Raw genomic sequence first — 18,221 nt, 5'->3', positions numbered from 1 at the left:
AGGACCTGGGGAGCGGGGCGAGGGGGTCAGGCAGTGGGAACTACCTGGAAGCCTTCGGCGTAGTGGTCTGGGCCGAAGCCGGCCTGTTCGGCCCACGCCGCGAAGCGGCTCCTGACGAAGTCGGTGAAGCCTTCGACGTGGGAGACCTGGCTCACGTGGGACTGCAGGGCCGCGAGCTTGCGCTCCATGGTGGCGGTGATGTCCACCCAGTGGTCGGGGGTGGGCCCGCCGGTGAGCCAGACCTCGCGTACGGTCCACGCCTCCAAGCCTTCCTCCTTGAGCAGCTCGGGGAACGCGTACGGGTTGCGCGCGTCCGGATAGACGGCGTCGAGGGCGGCACCGCCGACGGCGCGGTGGTCGGGGTGGCTGGGGGCGATGAACTTGTAGTTGCGGTCGGGGTGGTGGGTGATGACCAGGTCGGGTTTGACCTGGCGGATGACGCGGGCGATGTCGCGGCGGAGCTCCAGCGTGGGGGTCACCCGGCCGTCGGAGTAGCCGAGGAAGCGTACGTCGGTCACGCCTACGGCCTTGGCGGCGGCGAGCTGTTCGGAGCGGCGGAGCTGGGCCATGCCGGAGTTGTCGAGTGCGCGCTCGTTGCCACCCGCGTCGCCGTCGGTGACGAGCAGGTACGTGACCTGTACGCCCCGATCGACGAACAGCGCCACCGTCCCCGCCGCGCCGAAGTCGACGTCGTCGGGGTGTGCGGTCACCACGAGCACGCGGTTGATCTCGCTTTCAGCCAGCATGATCCCTCTTTCCTGACGCACTCGGGGGCCGACCGGAGCGCCCGTCGCCGGCATCCGGGCGTCTTTTGTCGGTGAAGCGTCTTACCCTGGGTGGGTGCCGACCCAAGTCTCTGTTGACCACCCCTTGCTCGATGGCCTCAACGCACAGCAGCGCGAGGCCGTGATCCATCATGGCAGTCCCCTGCTCATCGTGGCCGGGGCGGGCTCGGGGAAGACGCGGGTGCTCACGCACCGCATCGCCTACCTGCTGGCCGAGCGCGAGGTGCATCCCGGCGAGATCCTCGCCATCACCTTCACCAACAAGGCCGCCAAGGAGATGAAGGAGCGCATCGACAAGCTCGTCGGTCCGCGTTCCCGGGCGATGTGGATCATGACGTTCCACAGTGCCTGCATGCGGATCCTGCGGCGTGAGGCGAAGCGGCTGGGGTTCCCGTCCAGCTTCTCCATCTACGACCAGGCCGACTCGCAGCGGCTGATGGCCATGGTGTGCCGGGAGATGGATCTCGACCCCAAGCGCTATCCGCCGCGCTCGTTCTCCGCGCAGGTGAGCAACTTCAAGAACGAGCTGGTCGACTACGAGACCGCGCTCGACCGGGCGGGCTCGCATCTGGAGAAGACGCTCGCGCAGGCGTACAAGGCCTATCAGCTCAAGCTGACCGAGGCCGGCGCGATGGACTTCGACGACATCATCATGAACACGGTGACGTTGTTCCAGCTCTTCCCCGACGTCGCCGAGCACTACCGGATGCGGTTCAGGCACGTGCTGGTCGACGAGTACCAGGACACCAACCACGCCCAATACGTCCTGATCAGGGAGCTGGTGGGGCATCCTGAGCTGCGCACCGACGACGGCGAGCTGGTGCGTTCGGGCAGTGACATGTCCGAGCTGTGCGTGGTGGGCGACGCCGACCAGTCGATCTACGCCTTCCGCGGCGCGACGATCCGCAACATCCTGGAGTTCGAGCGCGACTACCCCGACGCCCGCACGATCCTGCTGGAGCAGAACTACCGCTCGACCCAGAACATCCTGGCCGCCGCCAACGCCGTCATCTCCCGCAACGAGTCGCGCAAGCCGAAGAACCTCTGGTCCGACCAGGGCGACGGCCCCAAGATCGTCGGGTACGTCGCCGACAACGAGCACGACGAGGCCATGTTCGTCGCCCAGGAGGTCGACCGGCTCAGCGACGAGGAGGGCGTCAAGCCCGGCGACGTGGCGGTCTTCTACCGCACCAACGCGGCCTCCCGCGTGTTCGAAGAGATCTTCATCCGCACCGGCCTGCCCTACAAGGTGGTCGGCGGCGTGCGCTTCTACGAGCGCAAAGAGGTCAAGGACCTGCTGGCCTACCTGCGGGTGCTGGCCAACCCCAACGACGTGGTCTCGCTGCGGCGGATACTCAACGTGCCCAAGCGCGGCATCGGCGAGCGGGCCGAGGCGATGATCGAGGCGCTGTCGTCGCGCGAGCGCATCTCGTTCTGGGACGCGCTGCGCCGCGCCGACGAGGCCCACGGGATGGCCACGCGCTCGCTCAACGCCGTACGCGAGTTCGTGGCGCTCATCGAGGAGCTGACCGGCAAGGCCGAGGGCATGCCGCCGTCGGCGCTGGCCGAGGAGGTGCTGGTCGCCACCGGCTACCGCGCCGAGCTGGAGGCCTCGGAGGACCCGCAGGACGAGTCCCGCCTGGAAAACCTCAACGAGCTGATCTCGGTGGCCCAGGAGTTCGAGGAGGCCAACCCGGAGGGCACGCTGGTCGAGTTCCTGGAGCAGGTGTCGCTGGTGGCCGACGCCGACCAGATCCCCGACAACGACGGCGGGCAGGGCGTGGTGACGCTGATGACCCTCCACACCGCCAAGGGCCTGGAGTTCCCGGTCGTGTTCCTGACGGCCATGGAGGACGGGGTGTTCCCCCACGTGCGGTCGCTCGGCGAGCCCAAGGAGCTGGAGGAGGAGCGGCGGCTGGCCTACGTCGGCATCACCAGGGCCCAGCAGCGGCTCTACCTGACCCGGGCGGCCGTGCGCAGCTCGTGGGGCGCACCGTCGTTCAACCCCGCGTCCCGGTTCGTCAACGAGGTGCCGGCCAAGCTCATCGAGTGGCGTACCGACCCGGAGAAGTCCGCCTGGAGCGCGGCCACGCGGCGCGAGCCGGCCGCGCGCCCGGCCCCTGCCAAGAAGGGCGGGGGCGGCCGATCGGTGCCGTCGCTGGCGCCCGGCGACCGGGTCTCGCACGACGCGTTCGGGCTGGGCACGGTGGTGTCCGTGGACGGGGTCGCGGAGAAGACCAAGGTGAAGATCGACTTCGGTAGTGGCGGGGAGAAGACGCTGTTGCTGGCGTACGCGCCGCTGGAGAAGCTCTGAGCCGCACTTCTTCTGAAGCTCTGAGCCGGATCTTCTGCTGCAGCCGGCGGTACGGGCCGGCGGTACGGCGCTGCGCCGCGCCGCCGCTCCTGAAGGGCTGTCGCCCCGCCTTTCCTGAAGGGCCGGCCGTACGACGGTAGAGCCGCGCCGACCGCCGGGATTCCGCTGGTTCGGGCGTTCACGTACCAACGGCGCAGGGCCGCTCCCCGGTGCGGGGTGAGCGGCCCTGCGGCGGAACTCCAGAGGCAGGTCAGCTGCTCTTGAGCGCGCTGCCCTTCTTCCACTGGGTCCAGTTGAGCTGCCAGTAGCTCCAGCCGTTGTTCCACTGGAGCTTGCGCTTGGTGCCGGTGATCTTCACGACGTCGCCGCGCTGGGTGATCTTGTAGAACCACTTGGCGCCGGCCGGGGTGGCGCGGACGCAGCCGTGGCTCTGGTTGGAGCGGCCGAGGTACTGGTAGTAGCCGGCGCTCTGGTGGACGTACTCACCGCTGTCGGAGATCCGCACCGCCCACGGGATCTCCTCCTTGTAGTAGCGGGGATCCTTCGGGTCGGTGACGCCCATCCAGGAGGACGTCATGGTCTCCACGGCCTTCTTGCCCATGGTGAGGTGAACGCCGCTGGTGGTGAGGTAGACGTCCACGCCGTTGCGGATGAGGCCGCCCTTGCCCGCGCTGATCGGGATCTTCTTCGCGAGCTTGCCGTTGCGGTACACCTTCATCTGGTGCGTCCGGGTGTTCACGACGGAGATGTTCTTCGCGCCCACCGCGAACGTGCGCGAGACGTCCTTGGCGCCGGTGTTGCCGGGCAGCTCGGACAGTCGCGCGGTGAAGCGCACCTTCTGATACGGCTTCCAGTACGTCTTCGTCCGGTAGATCACCTTGCGCTTCGACACCCAGCGCCAGGCCCCCTCGACCGGCTTTTCAGGCTGCACGTCGAGCAGCGCCTCGACCTGTGCCTTGTTCTTCACGTCGCGGTCGAAGGTGACGATGATCGGAAACCCGACCCCGACCTTCTCCGTCTTCTCCCCCATCGGGGTGATGTCGGCGATGCCCAGCTTGACCTTCTTCGCCGTACGGGCCACGCCGGACCCGGAGGTCGGAGTGGCCTTCGGAGCGGCGGTGGGGCTGGTCGTGACGGCCGCCGGGACGACGACCGCGCTCTGGGCTTGGAAGGCGGGGGCGCTCTGCGCCGCGCAGGCCGACGCGGCGGCGAGCGCGACCAGGGCCGGAAGCATCCGGGTGACGCGCTTCAAGGGGGTACTCCTGGACTAAGTGCTTTCGACTACCTCCTTATCTGACAAACTGGGCAACCGATTCGACTGCCTAATGCGGGTAACTTTCTCGTAACGTCCAAAACTGAACAAAAACCTGCAAGATGGGTGGCCTTCAGAGGGAGGTCAGACGCGCCAGTGCCCCACCGCACGGGGGAACGGCCCAGGTGGGCAGCAGGTAGGCAGCAGGTGGCCACACGGAACGACGAGCACGCGGCCAGTGCGCGACCTCCGGGGAAAGCGGCCAGGGGCCGGTGGTCAGTGTGCGGCCTCCTGGGGAAGGACCCGGTGGCCGGTGCGCGACCTCCAGGGAAGGACCCGATGGCCAGCGCGCGACCTCCAGGGAAGGACCCGGTCGCCAGCGCGCGACCTCCAGGGAAGGACCCGGTCGCCAGCGCGCGACCTCCAGGGAAGGACCCGGTCGCCAGCGCGCAACTGCCGGGAGCAAACCCGGTGGCCCGTGCGCACGACCCCTCGGGAAGGGCCGGGTGGCCGACGTGCGACCGGCGGGGCCGGGCCAGGCGGTCTGGGAGCAAGCCCGTTCTCGCGCCCGGAGGGCTGCCGGAGCAGGCGGCTGGGGGCTGTGAGGGAGGGCCGAAGCGACCGGGGCGCTCAGGCAGGTGAGCAGGCACCCACTGGCGGAGCCGCTCACGGGGCCACGTAGGTGGCGGCAGGCTGCCGCCGTCGCCAGGGTGACGAGCAGGCGGGCCTGCGAGCGGCAGCTTGCACAAGAGGACCGTGCGGGGGGCGCAGGGCTGACGCCCAGCGAGGCAGCGGACGAGCCCACGGACGGCCGTCCAGCCGCGCTGCCGAGCGATCCGATGGGCGGCCGCTCAGCGGGACTGCCGGGGGCGCGGCGGAATCGTGCCGGCGCGGCGGAATCTGGCCGGCGCGCGGGGCCCGGGCGGCGCGCGGCCCGGGCGGCGCGGCGAGCCGCCGTTCAACAGACGGCAGGTCGCCGATCACACGAGACGGCTGGGCGGCGCGGCGAGCCGCCGTGCAGCGGAGCGGCCGGACGAGCCCACCGGCGGCCGTTCTGAACGGACGATCAGAGCGGGACGGCGAGCCGCCGTTCGAAGGCGAGGGTCAGACGAGGCGGCGGGCGGTGGCCCAGCGGGAGAGTTCGTGGCGGTTCGAGAGCTGGAGCTTGCGCAGCACCGACGACACGTGCGTCTCGACGGTCTTGACCGAGATGAACAACTCCTTCGCGATCTCCTTGTACGCGTACCCGCGCGCGATCAGCCGCAGCACCTCGCGCTCCCGCTGGGTGAGCGAGTCGAGCTCGGGGTCGATGGACGGCGCCTCGGAGGAGGCGAACGCGTCGAGCACGAACCCGGCGAGCCGCGGTGAGAAGACCGCGTCGCCCTCGGCGACCCGCTTGATGGCGTCGGTCAGCTCCTTGCCGCTGATGTTCTTGGTGACGTAGCCGCGAGCCCCGCCCCGGATGACGCCGATGACGTCCTCGGCCGCGTCGGACACCGACAATGCCAGGAACCGCACCTGCGACCCGGACCCGAGCACCCGCCGCAGCACCTCCTGGCCGCCGCCGCCCGGCATGTGCACGTCAAGCAGGACCACGTCGGGCTGGTGCTCGGCGATCGCCTGGACCGCCGACTCGACGTCCTCGGCCTCGCCTACCACCTCGATCGAGTCGCCCAGCTCGGCGCGCACGCCCGATCGGAACAACCGGTGGTCATCGACGATCAGTACGCGCGTCATGCCTTCTCCACCTTCATCGTCAACATCACTTCCGTGCCCTCACCCGGCGCGGTGCGGATGCGGGCGGTGCCGCCGTGCCGCTCCATTCTGCCGATGATGGACTCCCTGATGCCCATCCGGTCGACCGGGATCGCGTCGAGGTCGAACCCCTTGCCACGATCCTTCACGAAAATCGTGACTTCTTCACCCTCGACCTCCGCGTACACCGAGATGGACGGACTTTCAGAGTATTTCGCCGCGTTGACCATCGCCTGGCGGGACGCCTTCAGCATGGCGGCGAGCTTGCCGCCCGGGTCGAGGTCGATGTCGCCCACGCAGACCACCTCGATGGGCACGCCGTGCGCGTCCTCCTCCTCGGCGGCGATCCTGCGTACGGCCGCCGCCACCGTCGCGTCGGCGTCCTGCGCCGGCTGGTAGAGCCAGTTGCGCAGCTCGCGCTCCTGGGAGCGGGCCAGCCGCGTGACCTCGCGCGGGTCGTGCGCCACCCGCTGGATCAGGGTGAGGGTGTGCAGCACGGAGTCGTGCACCATGGCCGCGACCTCGGCGCGTTCCTCCTGGCGGATGCGCTCGCGCCGTTCGAGCTGGAGCTCCTTCCACAGGCCGGCCAGCCAGGGGGCGGCGATCACCGCGAGGCCGCCCACCACCACGACCGTGAACAGCAGCCCCTGGCTGGCCTGCACCAGCTCGCCCTGGGAGTACAGGAAGCCCGCCGCACCGATCACCACCAGCGCGACGCCGAGGAGCGTGCGCACGCGGTTCTTCCTGATGCTCTTGGTCGCGCCGCTCATCCAGCTCCGGCGCCGCTCCGGGTCGGCCTGCTGCCACAGGATCAGCGCGCCGATCCCGCCCACCGCGAACGGCAGCATGCCGATGCCGCCCTGCGAGGCCCCCGTCAGCCAGCCGAACGCCAGCAGCGCCACCCCGATCGCGCAGAACGCGGCGAGCTGGCTCCAGTCGCGCGGCGGGATCTGCCCCTCATGCGGCTCGCGCGGCGTCACCATCCACAGCACCGCGTACGCCACCGCGCCCACCCCGCCCACGACGGAGAGCAGCACGAACATCAGCCTGATCACGACCGGATCGAGCTTGAGCTGTGCCGCGAGCCCCTGGGCGACACCACCGAGCAGGCGGCCCTCCATGGGGCGCAGCATCCGGCGATAAGGCGTGTCGCCGCTCTGCTCGGCGAGTGTCTTCTGGTCAGCCATAACATGGCCATGGTCACATGCCTTGGGGTGAAGAGGCATCAGGGAACGGCCCCAGGGTCCGGTCAGGGGTCTCCCGGATGCGGGCAAGGCTCGCGCGCGCCACGATGGGGTACATGACGCAAGCACCGCCAAGGCAACCGGCCTCGCCCCCCTCCCAGCTGCGACGCAGCAGCGAGGGACGCTTCCTCATGGGAGTCTGCGCCGGGCTCGGGCGGTACACCCGCATCGATCCCGTGGTCTTCCGCGTCGCCTTCGCGGTGCTGCTGCTCGGGTCCGGTATCGGGCTGTTTCTGTATCTGGCGGCGTACTTGCTGATGAAGGAGCCGAACGGGCGGCCGGGGATCATCGAGCAGTGGACGCGGCGCGACTTCGACGCCGAGACCGTGATGGCGCTGCTGACGGCGGTTCTGGCGTTCGGGCTGGCGATCAATCTGGCCACCGTGTGGCTGGACATGGGCTCGCTGGTGGTCGGGGTGTTCCTGGCCGTGTCGCTGCTGGCGGCGCACACGCACGGCGTCGATCTGGTGGCGCTGGTCCGGTCGATGCCGGAACGTCTGAGCCGCCGGCGCCCGGCCGGGTCCGCCGCGTTCGACTCCGGCCACAACCCCGCCTTCCCGGTCTCCGCGCCGGGCTTCGGCGCTCCCGCCGGTGCGGCTCCCCCACCACTGCGGTACGCCGCCCGTCCCCGGTTACCGAGCCGGGCCGCGACCGGGCGGACTCCCCCGTCGGCCCGCCTCCCACTGCGGGCGTCCCGGAAACATCCGGTACGAGTACGCCGGAGACGACGGCTCCCGGCGCGGCGGACGCGCCTCAGGAACGTGCGGCGGCCATGCGCCAGGAAGCGGTGCCCGTCGAGGAGGCCGTCAGCGACCCGCCCGGCAAGACCAGCCCGGCCACGGCCATCGAGGGCCTGCGCCAGGCCGCGGCGGGCGTACGCGACGCCGCCTACCGAGCCAGCCGCCACCGCCAGGGCGACCGCGACACGGCGACCCCGGCTGTGAACGCGCCGGACGCGCAGACTCCTTACGCTGCCGGGCAGGCGGCACAGGACGACGCAGGAGCGCAGCCACCGCACGCAGGCGCGACGTCTGAGGACGCGGCCGCGCAGGCTTCCCACGCGAGCGCACAGGCCCAGGACACGGACGCAGCACACGCCCAGGACGCGAGCGCGCACGCCCAGGACACGGACGCAGCACACGCCCAGGACGCGAGCGCGCACGCCCAGGACACGGACGCAGCACACGCCCCGGACGCGAGCGCGCAGGCCCAGGACACGGGCGCGCAGACGCAGGACGCGAGCGGGCAGGCGGAGGACACGGACCCCGCCGCAGCGCCGGAAACACCACGCCCCACCTCCCGGGACTGGGAGGAGCGGCAGTACTGGCGGGAGCAGTTCGAGGGCCCGGCGTCACCGGAGGCGGTGACGGCCGAGCACCCGGTGCCGCCGTACGCGCAGGAGGGCTCGTACGCGCAGCAGGGCTACCGCCCCGACCCGCCGACGGCGGTGGATCACGGGCAGGGCGAGCCGTTCGCCCCGCACGGCCCGTACCGCCCGCTGGATCCGGCCAGGCGGGCGGCCGCCTACTCGCCGTACGATCCGGCGCTCTACCGGCGTCCGATGCCCGCGCCGGGACCGCACCCGCGGCCGCCGCATCGGCCGCAGCGCGCGCCGCAGCCGAAGTCCTACATCGGCGCGATAACCATTCTGCTCGCCATCATCGTTGGAGGGATCGTCGTGGTCGCACAAGCCCGGTCGGCCGCCGGGGTGAGCCCGACCATCGTCGGCGGCGCCATGCTCATCACCATCGGCGCGGGCCTGCTCGTGGCCGCCTGGTGGGGCAGGGGCGCCGGTCTGGTGGCGGGCGGCACGGCGGTGGCGCTGGTCGTGGGCATGGGGTTCGTGCTCGGAGGCATGCCGAAGAACATCGGCCCGGCGGAGTGGGTGCCGACGAGCGTGGCGGAGGCCGGCAGGCTGTACGACGTGGGAGTGGGCGACGGCAAGCTGGACCTGTCGGAGCTGGAGCTGCCACCGGGGTCGAAGGTCACGTTCAACGCGGCGGTGCAGGCGGGCGAGCTGGAGGTGATCGTGCCGCCGACGGTCAGGGTCGAGGTGCACGCGACGAACAAGGTCGGCGACATCGTGATCGGCCAGTCGCTGCGCGGCGGCGTGGACCTGAAGGTGAACAAGGTGCTGGAGCCTGAGGTCGATCCGGAGGGCAAGGTCTCGACGATCGTGCTGAACCTCAAGGGCGGCCTCGGCGACATGACGGTGCGCCATGCGGCGTGATCTCGAGGAGCGGCCGCGCCGCGTGCACAGAACGGACTGGATGGCGCTGCTGAGCGGTGTCCTGTTCATAGTTTTGGGAATTTTGACGGTGACCCGCGCGCTCACGGATCCGCTGGTCCTGGTGGGCGTGCTGGTGCTGGGACTGGCCTTCGCGGGGCTGGTGGCGATCATCTCGAAGGCCGTCCGCGGTAAGTGACCCTTGACCGGGCAAGACACCGGCGTAGGTTCGGAGTGTCCGCTTTTCCCCCTGCTAAGTGAGGGAGGACGTATGCCCCGAATCACCGTCACCGTCGACGGGGTCAAGTACGAGGAGGACGTCGAGCCGCGGCTTCTCCTCGTTCACCTGCTACGAGAGCGGCTGGGCAAGACCGGCACGCCCGTCGGTTGCGACACGAGCAACTGCGGGGCCTGCACGGTCATGCTCGACGGCAAGAGCGTCAAGAGCTGTTCGGTGCTGGCCGTGCAGGCCGACGGCTGCGACGTCGTCACCATCGAGGGCCTGGGCGCGAACGGCCAGATGCATCCGATGCAGCGGGCCTTCCACGAGGAGCACGCGCTGCAGTGCGGCTACTGCACGCCGGGCATGGTCATGGCGGCGATCGACCTGCTCAGGGAGGATCCCGAGCCGTCGGAGGAGACGATCAGGCAGGGCCTGGAGGGCAACCTCTGCCGCTGCACCGGCTACTGCAACATCGTGCGGGCCGTCCGCAAGGGCGCCCAGGAGATGGGGCAGGCGGTGAGCACGTCATGACCGTCCAGGAGATCGGCCGTCCGCGCAGGCGGAAAGAGGACACCAAGCTGCTGACGGGGCGCACGCAGTGGACGGACAACCTTTCCCGGCCCGGCATGCTGCACGTGATGTTCCTGCGCAGCCCGATGGCGCACGCGAGGATCACGCGGGTCGACGTTTCCGGGGCGCGCGACCTGCCAGGAGTGGTGGCCGCGTTCAGCGGCCAGGACCTCGCGGATGAGCAGGGCAGCCTGCCGTGCGCGTGGCCGGTGACCGAGGACATCGTGATCCCGGACCATCCGCCGATGGCGGTGTCGGAGGTCCGGTACGTCGGCGAGGCCGTGGCCTGCGTGATCGCGACCGACCGGTACCGCGCGGCCGACGCGCTGGACGCGATCGAGGTCGACTACGAGCCACTGCCGGCGGTGCTCGACATGGAGGAGGCGCTCGCGCCGGACAGCCCGAAGGTGCACGAGGCGGGCAACAAGGCGTACAGCATGAAGACCGTCTCGGGCGACATCGAGACGGCGTTCAGGGACGCGCCGGTCGTCATCGAGCGGACGTTCCGGCAGCAGCGGCTCATCCCGACCGCGATGGAGCCGCGCGCGGTGCTGGCCGACACCGACGGCGAGTCGTTCACCGTCTACTCGTCCACGCAGATCCCGCATGTGCTGCGGGTCATGCTGGCCGTGGTGACCGGCATCCCCGAGCACAAGCTGCGGGTGATCGCGCCCGACGTGGGCGGCGGGTTCGGCTCGAAGCTGCAGGTCACCGCGGAGGAAGTGCTCTGCCTGGTGCTGGCGCGCAAGCTCGGCAGGCCGGTGAAGTGGACGGAGTCGCGCTCCGAGGGCAACCTGACCGTGCATCACGGCCGCGACCAGATCCAGCGCCTCCGCCTCGCGGCCGACGCCGACGGGCGTATCCGCGGGCTGAAGGTGGAGCTGCTCGCGGACATGGGTGCGTACCTGCTGCTGCTGACGCCGGGCGTGCCGCTGCTCGGCGCGTCGATGTTCAACGCGATCTACAAGATGGACGCGTACGAGTTCGCCTGCACGGGCGTGTTCACCACGAAGATGCCCACGGACGCCTACCGGGGCGCGGGCCGGCCTGAGGCCACGTTCGGCATCGAGCGGATGATGGACGAGCTGGCCGCCGAGCTGAACCTGGACCCGCTGGAGGTGCGCAGGCGCAACTGGATCAAGCACGAGGAGTTCCCGTACACCACGATCTCGGGCCTGACGTACGACTCGGGCAACTACGAGGCGGCGACCGAGCGTGCGCTTTCGCTCTTCGGCTACGACAAGCTGCGCGCCGAGCAGGCCGACCGGCGTGACAGGGGCGACCCGGTGCAGCTCGGCATCGGGGTCAGCACGTACACGGAGATGTGCGGGCTGGCGCCGTCGCGGCTGCTGGCCGAGGCCAGGTTCGGCGCGGGCGGCTGGGAGCACGGCGCGGTGCGCATGCTGCCCACCGGCAAGGTCGAGGTCGTCACCGGCAGCTCGCCGCACGGTCAGGGCCACGTGACGTCGTGGAGCCAGATCGTGGCCGACGCGCTGGGCGTGCCGTTCGAGGACGTCACGGTGCTGCACGGCGACACGGCGATCGCGCCGAAGGGCATGGACACCTACGGCTCGCGCTCGCTGGTGGTCGGCGGCATCGCGGTGCTCAAGGCGTGCGAGAAGGTCAAGGACAAGGCGCGTACGCTGGCGGCGCACCTGCTGGAGTGCTCGCCGGACGACCTGGAGTTCGAGGCCGGGACGTTCAAGGTGCGCGGCACCGACTCGGCCAAGACGATCCAGGAGCTGGCCTACGCCGCGTTCACCGCGCACGACCTGCCCGACGGGGTGGAGCCGCGGCTGGACTCCGAGGTCACCTTCGACCCGGAGACGTACTCGTTCCCGCACGGCACCCACCTGTGCGCCGTGGAGGTGGACACCGAGACGGGCCAGACGAGGATCCGCTCGTACGTGGCGGTGGACGACATCGGCAAGGTGATCAACCCGCTGATCGTCAACGGCCAGTTGCACGGCGGCATCGCGCAGGGCATCGCGCAGGCGCTGTTCGAGGAGGCCGTGTACGACGCCGAGGGCAACCTGCTGACCACGACCATGGCCGACTACCTGCTGCCGTCGGCCGCCGACCTGCCCGGCTTCACGCTGGACAGGACGGAGACGCCCTCGACCACGAACCCGCTGGGCGTCAAGGGCGTCGGCGAGGCGGGCACGATCGCCTCGACCCCGGCCGTGGTGAACGCGGTCGTGGACGCGCTGCGGCCGTACGGGATCAACGACGTGCAGATGCCGTGCACGCCGGAGCGGATCTGGAGGGCCCTGCAGGAGCGCGCGCAGGAAGGAGTGCGGCCATGATCCCCGCGCAGTTCGACTACGTGCGTCCCGGTTCGGTCGCCGAGGCGTGCGAGGTGCTGGCCGGTGACGAGGACGCCAAGGTCCTGGCGGGCGGCCAGTCGCTGCTGCCGCTGCTGCGGCTGCGGCTCGCGTACCCGTCGACGCTGGTGGACGTGGGCCGGCTGGACGAGCTCAAGGGCGTGCACGACCGGGGCGACCACGTCTACATCGGCGCGCTGACCACGCACGACGAGGTCATGCGTTCTCCGGTGGTGCGGGCGGGCTGCCCGCTGGTGGCGCAGGCGACGGCGCACGTGGCGGACCCGGCGATCCGGCACCGGGGCACGTTCGGCGGCTCGCTGGCGCACGCGGACCCGGCCGGTGACCTGCCCGCCGTGGTGCTGGCGCTGGACGCTGTCATGGTGGCGGTCTCGGCGCAGGGCGAGCGGGAGATTGCGGCGTCGGAGTTCTTCGTGGACTACTGGGAGCCGGCGCTGGCCCAGGGCGAGATCCTGGCCGGCGTGAAGATCCCCAAGCTGGGGGAGGGGTGGGGCTTCCACTACGAGAAGTTCCACCGCACCGCGCAGTCGTGGGCGATCGTCGGCGTGGCGGCCGCGGTCAAGCGCTCGAACGGCTCGATCGCCGAGGCCAGGATCGGGCTGACGAACATGGGCACCACCCCGCTGCGGGCCACCGCCGCGGAGAGCGCCCTGAGCGGCGTGGAGCTGGGCGACCGGGTACGCCAGGCGTGCGAGGCGGCGGCGGAGGGCACCTCGCCCCCGGCCGACCTGCACGCCCAGCCGGACTACCGGCGACATCTGGCCAGGGTGCTGACCTACCGCGCGGTCCGCGCCGCGGCCGGAGCGCCCTGACGACGTGACGGGGGCGCCCTCTTCCGGGGCGTCCCCATCCTCCGGGGCGCCCCGCCGTGCCGGGCGACCCCGGTCTTCCAGGGTGTTTCCATCGCGACGTAGTGTCACAGCATCGGCAGAAGGAGCGGATCGATGGCGATGCGGTTCGAGCACGAGTTCACTGTTCCGGTCCCGATCGAGCAGGCGTGGGCCGTGCTGCTCGATGTCGAGCGGGTCGCGCCGTGCCTGCCGGGGGCGACGCTGGACACCTTCGAGGGTGACGAGTTCACCGGCAGGATGAAGGTCAAGGTCGGCCCGATCACGGTGACCTACCGGGGCACGGCCAGGTTCGAGGACGTCGACAAAGACTCCTACTCGCTCACGATCCAGGCGTCGGGCAAGGAGGCCAGGGGCACGGGCACCGCCTCGGCCACGGTCAAGGCCCGCATGCGGGCGCGCGAGGAGTCCACGCTGGTGACGGTGGAGACCTCGTTCAACGTCACGGGCAGGCCTGCGCAGTTCGGGCGCGGCGTGATGGCGGAGGTGGGCGGCAAGCTCATCGAGCGGTTCGCGGCCAATCTGGCCGAGCTGCTGTCGGAGCCCACCGTGGAGCAGGTGGAGCCGGCGCAGCCGTCCGATGGCGGGCCGCACGAGGAGGAGCGGCACCTGAGCGCGGTCCCCGAAACCTCGCAGGAGGCGGCACAGCAGGCGGCACAGGAGGCTGCACAGCGGGCGGCCGAGGAGTCGGCACGGGAACGGCGGGTCGACTCGCTGCGCTCGTCCCGCACGCCCGACGAGGAGGCGCTCGACCTGCTGGAGATCGCCGGGCAGCCGCTGCTCAAGCGCGTCCTGCCGATCGCGGGCGCGGCGGCCGCGCTCCTTGTCATCATCTGGGTGATTCGCCGGATAATGCGGTGATTTTGGGCAAATAGTCCATCAAGTCCGGTCACTTCTCCCGGGCCGGGGGAAGTGCCATTCCCGCCGGGTTCGTCAAACGGGGGGATGTGCGATGCCGGATTGCACCGTGGTCGTGATCACCTACAACGACGCGGCCCGCCTGCCCAGAGCCGTACGTTCCGTGCTCGGCCAGTCGCTGCGCGACCTGGAAGTGATCATCGCCGACGACGCCAGCACCGACGGCACGCCCGAGGTGGCCCGGCGCCTGGTCGCGAGCGACCCCCGCGTCCGCTACCTGCGCAGGCAGGTCAACAGCGGCGGCTGCGGCGCGCCGCGCAACGACGGCATCGACGCCGCGCGCTCCCCGTACGTGATGTTCCTCGACAGCGACGACGAGCTGCCGAGGCACGCGTGCAAGAGCCTGCTCGCCGAGATCGAGCGGACCGGGGCCGAGTTCGTCGCCGGCCAGATCTCCCGGCTGCACGAGTCGAACGGCCGGCTGTACCCCTACTACCCGTCGCTGTTCGCCCGGCGGCGCGTGGTCGAGGGCATCAGGCAGGAGCCGGAGCTGTTCCTCGACAGCTTCAGCACCAACAAGCTCTACGACGTGCGGCTGCTGCGCGACCGCGTGCTGCGCTTCCCCGAGGACGTCCACTACGAGGACCACGTCTTCGCCGCCGAGCTGTACGCGGTGACCCGCAGGTTCGCGATCGTGCCGTGGACGGTCTACCACTGGCACCGCTCGACCGCGAACGACTCCATCTCGCTCAGCATCGCCGACCTGGAGAACGTGCGCCAGCGGGTGATCGCGGCCCGGCTGAGCGACGACATCCTGCGCGAGCACGGGGCCGCCGACCTGGTGCCGCACCGGCAGTACCGGTTCCTGCGCCAGGACCTACGGGTCTATCTCAACCCGCTGCCCGCCCGCGACCTGGTGTGGGTCAAGGAATTCGCCTCGATCGTGCGGCCGTACCTGGAGGAGATCCCCGGCGAGGTGCTCGACCGGCTGGACCCGCTGGACCGGGTCTGCTCCCAGCTCATCCTCGACGATCGGATCGAGGATCTGCGGGTGGCGGCGGGCTCGCTCACCGGGCCGCGCGCCGCCCCCAGGACGGCGGTGCAGCGCGGCGGGCGCACGTACTGGGGCAGCACGCCCTCCCCCGGCATGGACATCACCCGGCTGCGGCTGGCCGAGCTGCCGTTCAGCGCCTCCCGGCTGCGGCACGAGGTGATCGACCTGTCCTCCGACGGGCGGCGGGTGCGGATGACCGTGCGCACGTACGATCCGTTCGGCGCGCTGCCGCCGGAGTGGATGGCCTTCCTCCAGCTCGGCCGGCTGCGTGTGCCGATCGAGCCGCAGCCGTCGGCGGAGGGCGCGTACGTCACGCGTGTCGAGTTCACGCCGCCCGCCGCCAGGTGCGAGCCGCGCATCGGCTTCATCCGGCTCTCCGACGGGCTCACCACGACCGACCGGCTCATCGTGGACCCGCGTACCGAGCCGATCGAGCTGCGCGGCTGCACGGTCGGGGTCGAGGGGTACGCGGCCTACCTGTGCGTGCGCCCCGACTCGATCACCAGGGCGGTGCTGCGGCGGGTCAAGCAGAAGGTCATCAAGCGGATCAGCACGCCGCGGACGAAGCTGCTGGCGTACAAGCTGCTGGTCAGGGTGCTGCCGCCGCGCAAGAACCTGGCGCTGTTCGAGTCGGACGTCGGCAAGAACTACAGCGGCAGCCCGCGCGCCATCTACGAGGAGATGCGCAGGAGGCGGCTGCCCATCGAGGCGGTCTGGTCGGTGGCCAGGGGGCGCGGCAACTTCCCCGCCGACGCCAAGCTCGTCCGAAGGGGAAGCTGGCGCTACGTCTACACCATGGCCAGGGCCGGGATCTGGGTGGACAGTCACGGCTTCCCGCTCGACTACCCCAAGCCGCGCGGCACTCGCTACCTGCAGACCTGGCACGGCCAGGGCATCAAGTCGATCGGGTTCGACGCGCCCGACCTGCGCGGCGACTTCGACGGGCCGCGGGCGCGCTGGCGGGCCGCAGTGGCCAGGTGGGACGCGCTGGTCGCGCCGAGCGCGGAGTTCTCCCGGCTGTTCCTGCCGTCCAACGGCTACGCGGGCAAGGTGTACCGGTGCGGCACGCCCCGCTGCGACGCGCTGGTCAAGGCGGGCGGCCGCAGCGACGGCGCCCTTGAGGTGCTGCGGCGGCTCGAAGTGCCGCCGGGCAAGCGGGTCCTGCTGTACGCGCCGACGTACCGCGACCGGGCCAAGGGCAGCGGCCGGTCGGTGCGGGTGGACCTGGAGCTGCTGGCCGAGGAGCTGGCCGACGAGTGGGTGGTGCTGCTGCGCACGCACCCGGTCGAGCGCTACCGGCCACCCGAGCGCCTGCGGCACTTCGTCCGCCCCGCGGGCTCCTATCCGGAGATCAACGACCTCATGCTCGCCTCGGACGCGCTGCTGACGGACTACTCCTCCGTCATGTGCGACTACGCGCTGACCGGCAAGCCGATGGTGTTCTTCATCGACGACTGGGACGAGTACCGCCTGTCGGAGCGCGGCGTCTACCACGACCTGCCGTCCATCGCCCCAGGGCCATGCGTGACGACCACGGAGGAGCTGGCCGAGGTGCTGCGCCGCCTGCCCGCCGTGCACGAATCCTACGCCGAGCGCTACGCCGCCTTCCGCCGCATGTGGTGCGCGGAGGAGCGGGGCGACGCGGCGGCGCGGATCGTCTCCGACTTCTTCGAGGAGGCCCGGTGAGCAGCGTCGTGTTCACCTGCCTGGACGCCGACACGCTCGGCGGCATCCAGCAGGTCACCCACACCCTGGCGCAGGGGCTGGCCGAGCGCGGCCACGAGGTGCACGTCATCGGCCTGCACCGCACGGGCCGCCCGTTCCGGTACGTGGACGCGCCCCGCTACCACCGGCACCTGATCAGCCGGCGGCCCGCCGACGGCCCGATCGCCCGCAGGCTGGCCGACCGGCGGCTGAGGGAGCTGCTACGGGAGATCCCGCCCGGCTACGCGGTGCTGACCTCGCCGTCCGTGGTGGCCCGCGTGTCGGGGCTGCTGCCGCGCGGCTTCCGGCCGATCGGCCAGTATCACGGCTCGTACGACCACGCCCGCGGCTGCTGGCACCTGGCCTCGATCCGCCGCCACTACCCGCCGCTCGACCAGGCGCTCTTCCTCAGTGATGACGACGCCGTGCGCTTTTCTGAGCACGCGCTGCTGCCGAACGCGGGCGCGCTGCCGAACCCGCTGGCCCGCTGGCCGCAGGAGATGTCCAGGCTGGACGCGCCCCGGGTGCTGGGAGTGGGCCGGCTTGAGGGGGTCAAGCGCTTCGACCGGCTGATCAGCGCGTTCGCCAGGTCGCAGGCGCCGCCGCCGTGGGAGCTGCACCTCATCGGCGACGGCGGCGAGCTGGAGCGGCTGCGCGCGCACGCCGAGCGCGAGGGCGTGGCCGATCGCGTGGTGTTCCGCGGGGTGGTGCCCGCCGAGCGCATGCCGGGCGAGTATCTCAACGCCTCGATCCTGGGGCTGACCAGCGAGCACGAGGGCCTGCCGATCGTGCTGCTCGATTCGGCCGCGCACGGGGTGCCCGCGGTGGCGTTCGACGTGTCGGGCGGTGTGCGCTCCGCCGCGCCGGTGCTGGTGCCGCCCGGCGACGTGGCGGCGTTCGCGGCGGAGCTGGCCCGGCTGGTGTCGGACGAGGAGGAGCGGCGCAGGCTGGGCGCCGACGCCCGCGCACGGGCCGAGGCGTTCCGCCTCGACCACGTGCTGGACGGCTGGGAACGGGTCTTCGCCCACATCGAGCGCTGACC

At 70.9% G+C, this 18,221-nt stretch carries 13 protein-coding genes and 1 pseudogene; 10 read left to right on the top strand and 4 right to left on the bottom strand.

The window, feature by feature from the left end:
* Nucleotides 1-26 precede the first annotated feature (26 nt).
* Nucleotides 27-746 carry a PIG-L deacetylase family protein gene (locus ACFMQL_RS18260; RefSeq protein WP_364068442.1) on the bottom strand — a complete coding sequence of 240 codons (720 nt, stop codon included), beginning with the start codon at nt 744-746 and terminating at the stop codon, nt 27-29.
* 124 nt (nt 747-870) lie between these two features.
* On the opposite strand from ACFMQL_RS18260, the gene pcrA reads away from it, so the two are divergent.
* Entirely contained in the window at nt 871-3,099 is a 2,229-nt protein-coding gene (gene pcrA / locus ACFMQL_RS18255) for a DNA helicase PcrA (protein ID WP_378790175.1), read from the top strand.
* A 250-nt stretch (nt 3,100-3,349) separates the two neighbouring features.
* Here the strand turns inward: pcrA and ACFMQL_RS18250 are convergent, their stop codons facing one another.
* The 3 genes from ACFMQL_RS18250 to ACFMQL_RS18240 form a co-directional block, all read right to left on the bottom strand.
* Entirely contained in the window at nt 3,350-4,351 is a 1,002-nt protein-coding gene (locus tag ACFMQL_RS18250) for a L,D-transpeptidase (RefSeq protein WP_364068444.1), read from the bottom strand.
* A 1,104-nt stretch (nt 4,352-5,455) separates the two neighbouring features.
* Nucleotides 5,456-6,088, bottom strand: coding sequence for a response regulator transcription factor (locus ACFMQL_RS18245; protein WP_364068446.1), 633 nt, complete (start codon nt 6,086-6,088; stop codon nt 5,456-5,458).
* Nucleotides 6,085-7,293: a PspC domain-containing protein gene (locus tag ACFMQL_RS18240; protein ID WP_364068448.1), complete on the bottom strand. Its 1,209-nt coding sequence runs from the start codon at nt 7,291-7,293 to the stop codon at nt 6,085-6,087. The genes ACFMQL_RS18245 and ACFMQL_RS18240 overlap by 4 nt, the downstream gene beginning before the upstream one ends.
* Before the next feature lie 17 nt (nt 7,294-7,310).
* Between ACFMQL_RS18240 and ACFMQL_RS18235 the strand changes: the two are divergent.
* From ACFMQL_RS18235 to ACFMQL_RS18195, 9 genes and pseudogenes are all read left to right on the top strand, one after another.
* Nucleotides 7,311-7,604 (top strand): annotated as a pseudogene (locus ACFMQL_RS18235) (PspC domain-containing protein); the annotation flags it as partial.
* A 518-nt stretch (nt 7,605-8,122) separates the two neighbouring features.
* Entirely contained in the window at nt 8,123-9,580 is a 1,458-nt protein-coding gene (locus ACFMQL_RS18230; RefSeq protein WP_378786181.1) for a hypothetical protein, read from the top strand.
* Entirely contained in the window at nt 9,570-9,776 is a 207-nt protein-coding gene (locus ACFMQL_RS18225; protein ID WP_364068451.1) for a hypothetical protein, read from the top strand. Before ACFMQL_RS18230 ends, ACFMQL_RS18225 begins: the two co-directional genes overlap by 11 nt.
* Before the next feature lie 72 nt (nt 9,777-9,848).
* Nucleotides 9,849-10,331, top strand: a complete 483-nt coding sequence (locus ACFMQL_RS18220; RefSeq protein ID WP_364068453.1) for a (2Fe-2S)-binding protein — start codon at nt 9,849-9,851, stop codon at nt 10,329-10,331.
* Entirely contained in the window at nt 10,328-12,676 is a 2,349-nt protein-coding gene (locus ACFMQL_RS18215; protein WP_378786178.1) for a xanthine dehydrogenase family protein molybdopterin-binding subunit, read from the top strand. Before ACFMQL_RS18220 ends, ACFMQL_RS18215 begins: the two co-directional genes overlap by 4 nt.
* Nucleotides 12,673-13,527: a xanthine dehydrogenase family protein subunit M gene (locus tag ACFMQL_RS18210; protein WP_364068457.1), complete on the top strand. Its 855-nt coding sequence runs from the start codon at nt 12,673-12,675 to the stop codon at nt 13,525-13,527. The genes ACFMQL_RS18215 and ACFMQL_RS18210 overlap by 4 nt, the downstream gene beginning before the upstream one ends.
* A 132-nt stretch (nt 13,528-13,659) precedes the next feature.
* On the top strand, nt 13,660-14,424 hold the full coding sequence (locus ACFMQL_RS18205; protein WP_364068459.1) for an SRPBCC family protein: 765 nt from the start codon (nt 13,660-13,662) through the stop codon (nt 14,422-14,424).
* 91 nt (nt 14,425-14,515) lie between these two features.
* Nucleotides 14,516-17,161, top strand: a complete 2,646-nt coding sequence (locus ACFMQL_RS18200) for a CDP-glycerol glycerophosphotransferase family protein (RefSeq protein WP_378786175.1) — start codon at nt 14,516-14,518, stop codon at nt 17,159-17,161.
* A complete protein-coding gene (locus tag ACFMQL_RS18195; protein WP_364068463.1) occupies nt 17,158-18,219 on the top strand; it encodes a glycosyltransferase in 1,062 nt (353 codons plus the stop codon). Before ACFMQL_RS18200 ends, ACFMQL_RS18195 begins: the two co-directional genes overlap by 4 nt.
* Nucleotides 18,220-18,221 lie beyond the last annotated feature (2 nt).

Source organism: Nonomuraea fastidiosa (assembly GCF_042751225.1).
GTDB classification, from domain to species: Bacteria; Actinomycetota; Actinomycetes; order Streptosporangiales; family Streptosporangiaceae; genus Nonomuraea; species Nonomuraea fastidiosa.
The sequence above is the reverse complement of the archived record's forward strand: the minus strand, read 5'-3'. Positions and strand labels throughout refer to the sequence as shown.

Bases quoted from the DNA above. Each gene is read 5' to 3' on its own strand.
- ACFMQL_RS18200 (WP_378786175.1), top strand. From the start codon at position 14,516: ATGCCGGATTGCACCGTGGTCGTGATCACCTACAACGACGCGGCCCGC.
- ACFMQL_RS18205 (WP_364068459.1), top strand. From the start codon at position 13,660: ATGGCGATGCGGTTCGAGCACGAGTTCACTGTTCCGGTCCCGATCGAG.
- ACFMQL_RS18230 (WP_378786181.1), top strand. From the start codon at position 8,123: ATGCGCCAGGAAGCGGTGCCCGTCGAGGAGGCCGTCAGCGACCCGCCC.
- ACFMQL_RS18220 (WP_364068453.1), top strand. From the start codon at position 9,849: ATGCCCCGAATCACCGTCACCGTCGACGGGGTCAAGTACGAGGAGGAC.
- ACFMQL_RS18245 (WP_364068446.1), bottom strand. From the start codon at position 6,088: ATGACGCGCGTACTGATCGTCGATGACCACCGGTTGTTCCGATCGGGC.
- ACFMQL_RS18240 (WP_364068448.1), bottom strand. From the start codon at position 7,293: ATGGCTGACCAGAAGACACTCGCCGAGCAGAGCGGCGACACGCCTTAT.
- ACFMQL_RS18215 (WP_378786178.1), top strand. From the start codon at position 10,328: ATGACCGTCCAGGAGATCGGCCGTCCGCGCAGGCGGAAAGAGGACACC.
- ACFMQL_RS18210 (WP_364068457.1), top strand. From the start codon at position 12,673: ATGATCCCCGCGCAGTTCGACTACGTGCGTCCCGGTTCGGTCGCCGAG.
- ACFMQL_RS18260 (WP_364068442.1), bottom strand. From the start codon at position 746: ATGCTGGCTGAAAGCGAGATCAACCGCGTGCTCGTGGTGACCGCACAC.
- ACFMQL_RS18225 (WP_364068451.1), top strand. From the start codon at position 9,570: ATGCGGCGTGATCTCGAGGAGCGGCCGCGCCGCGTGCACAGAACGGAC.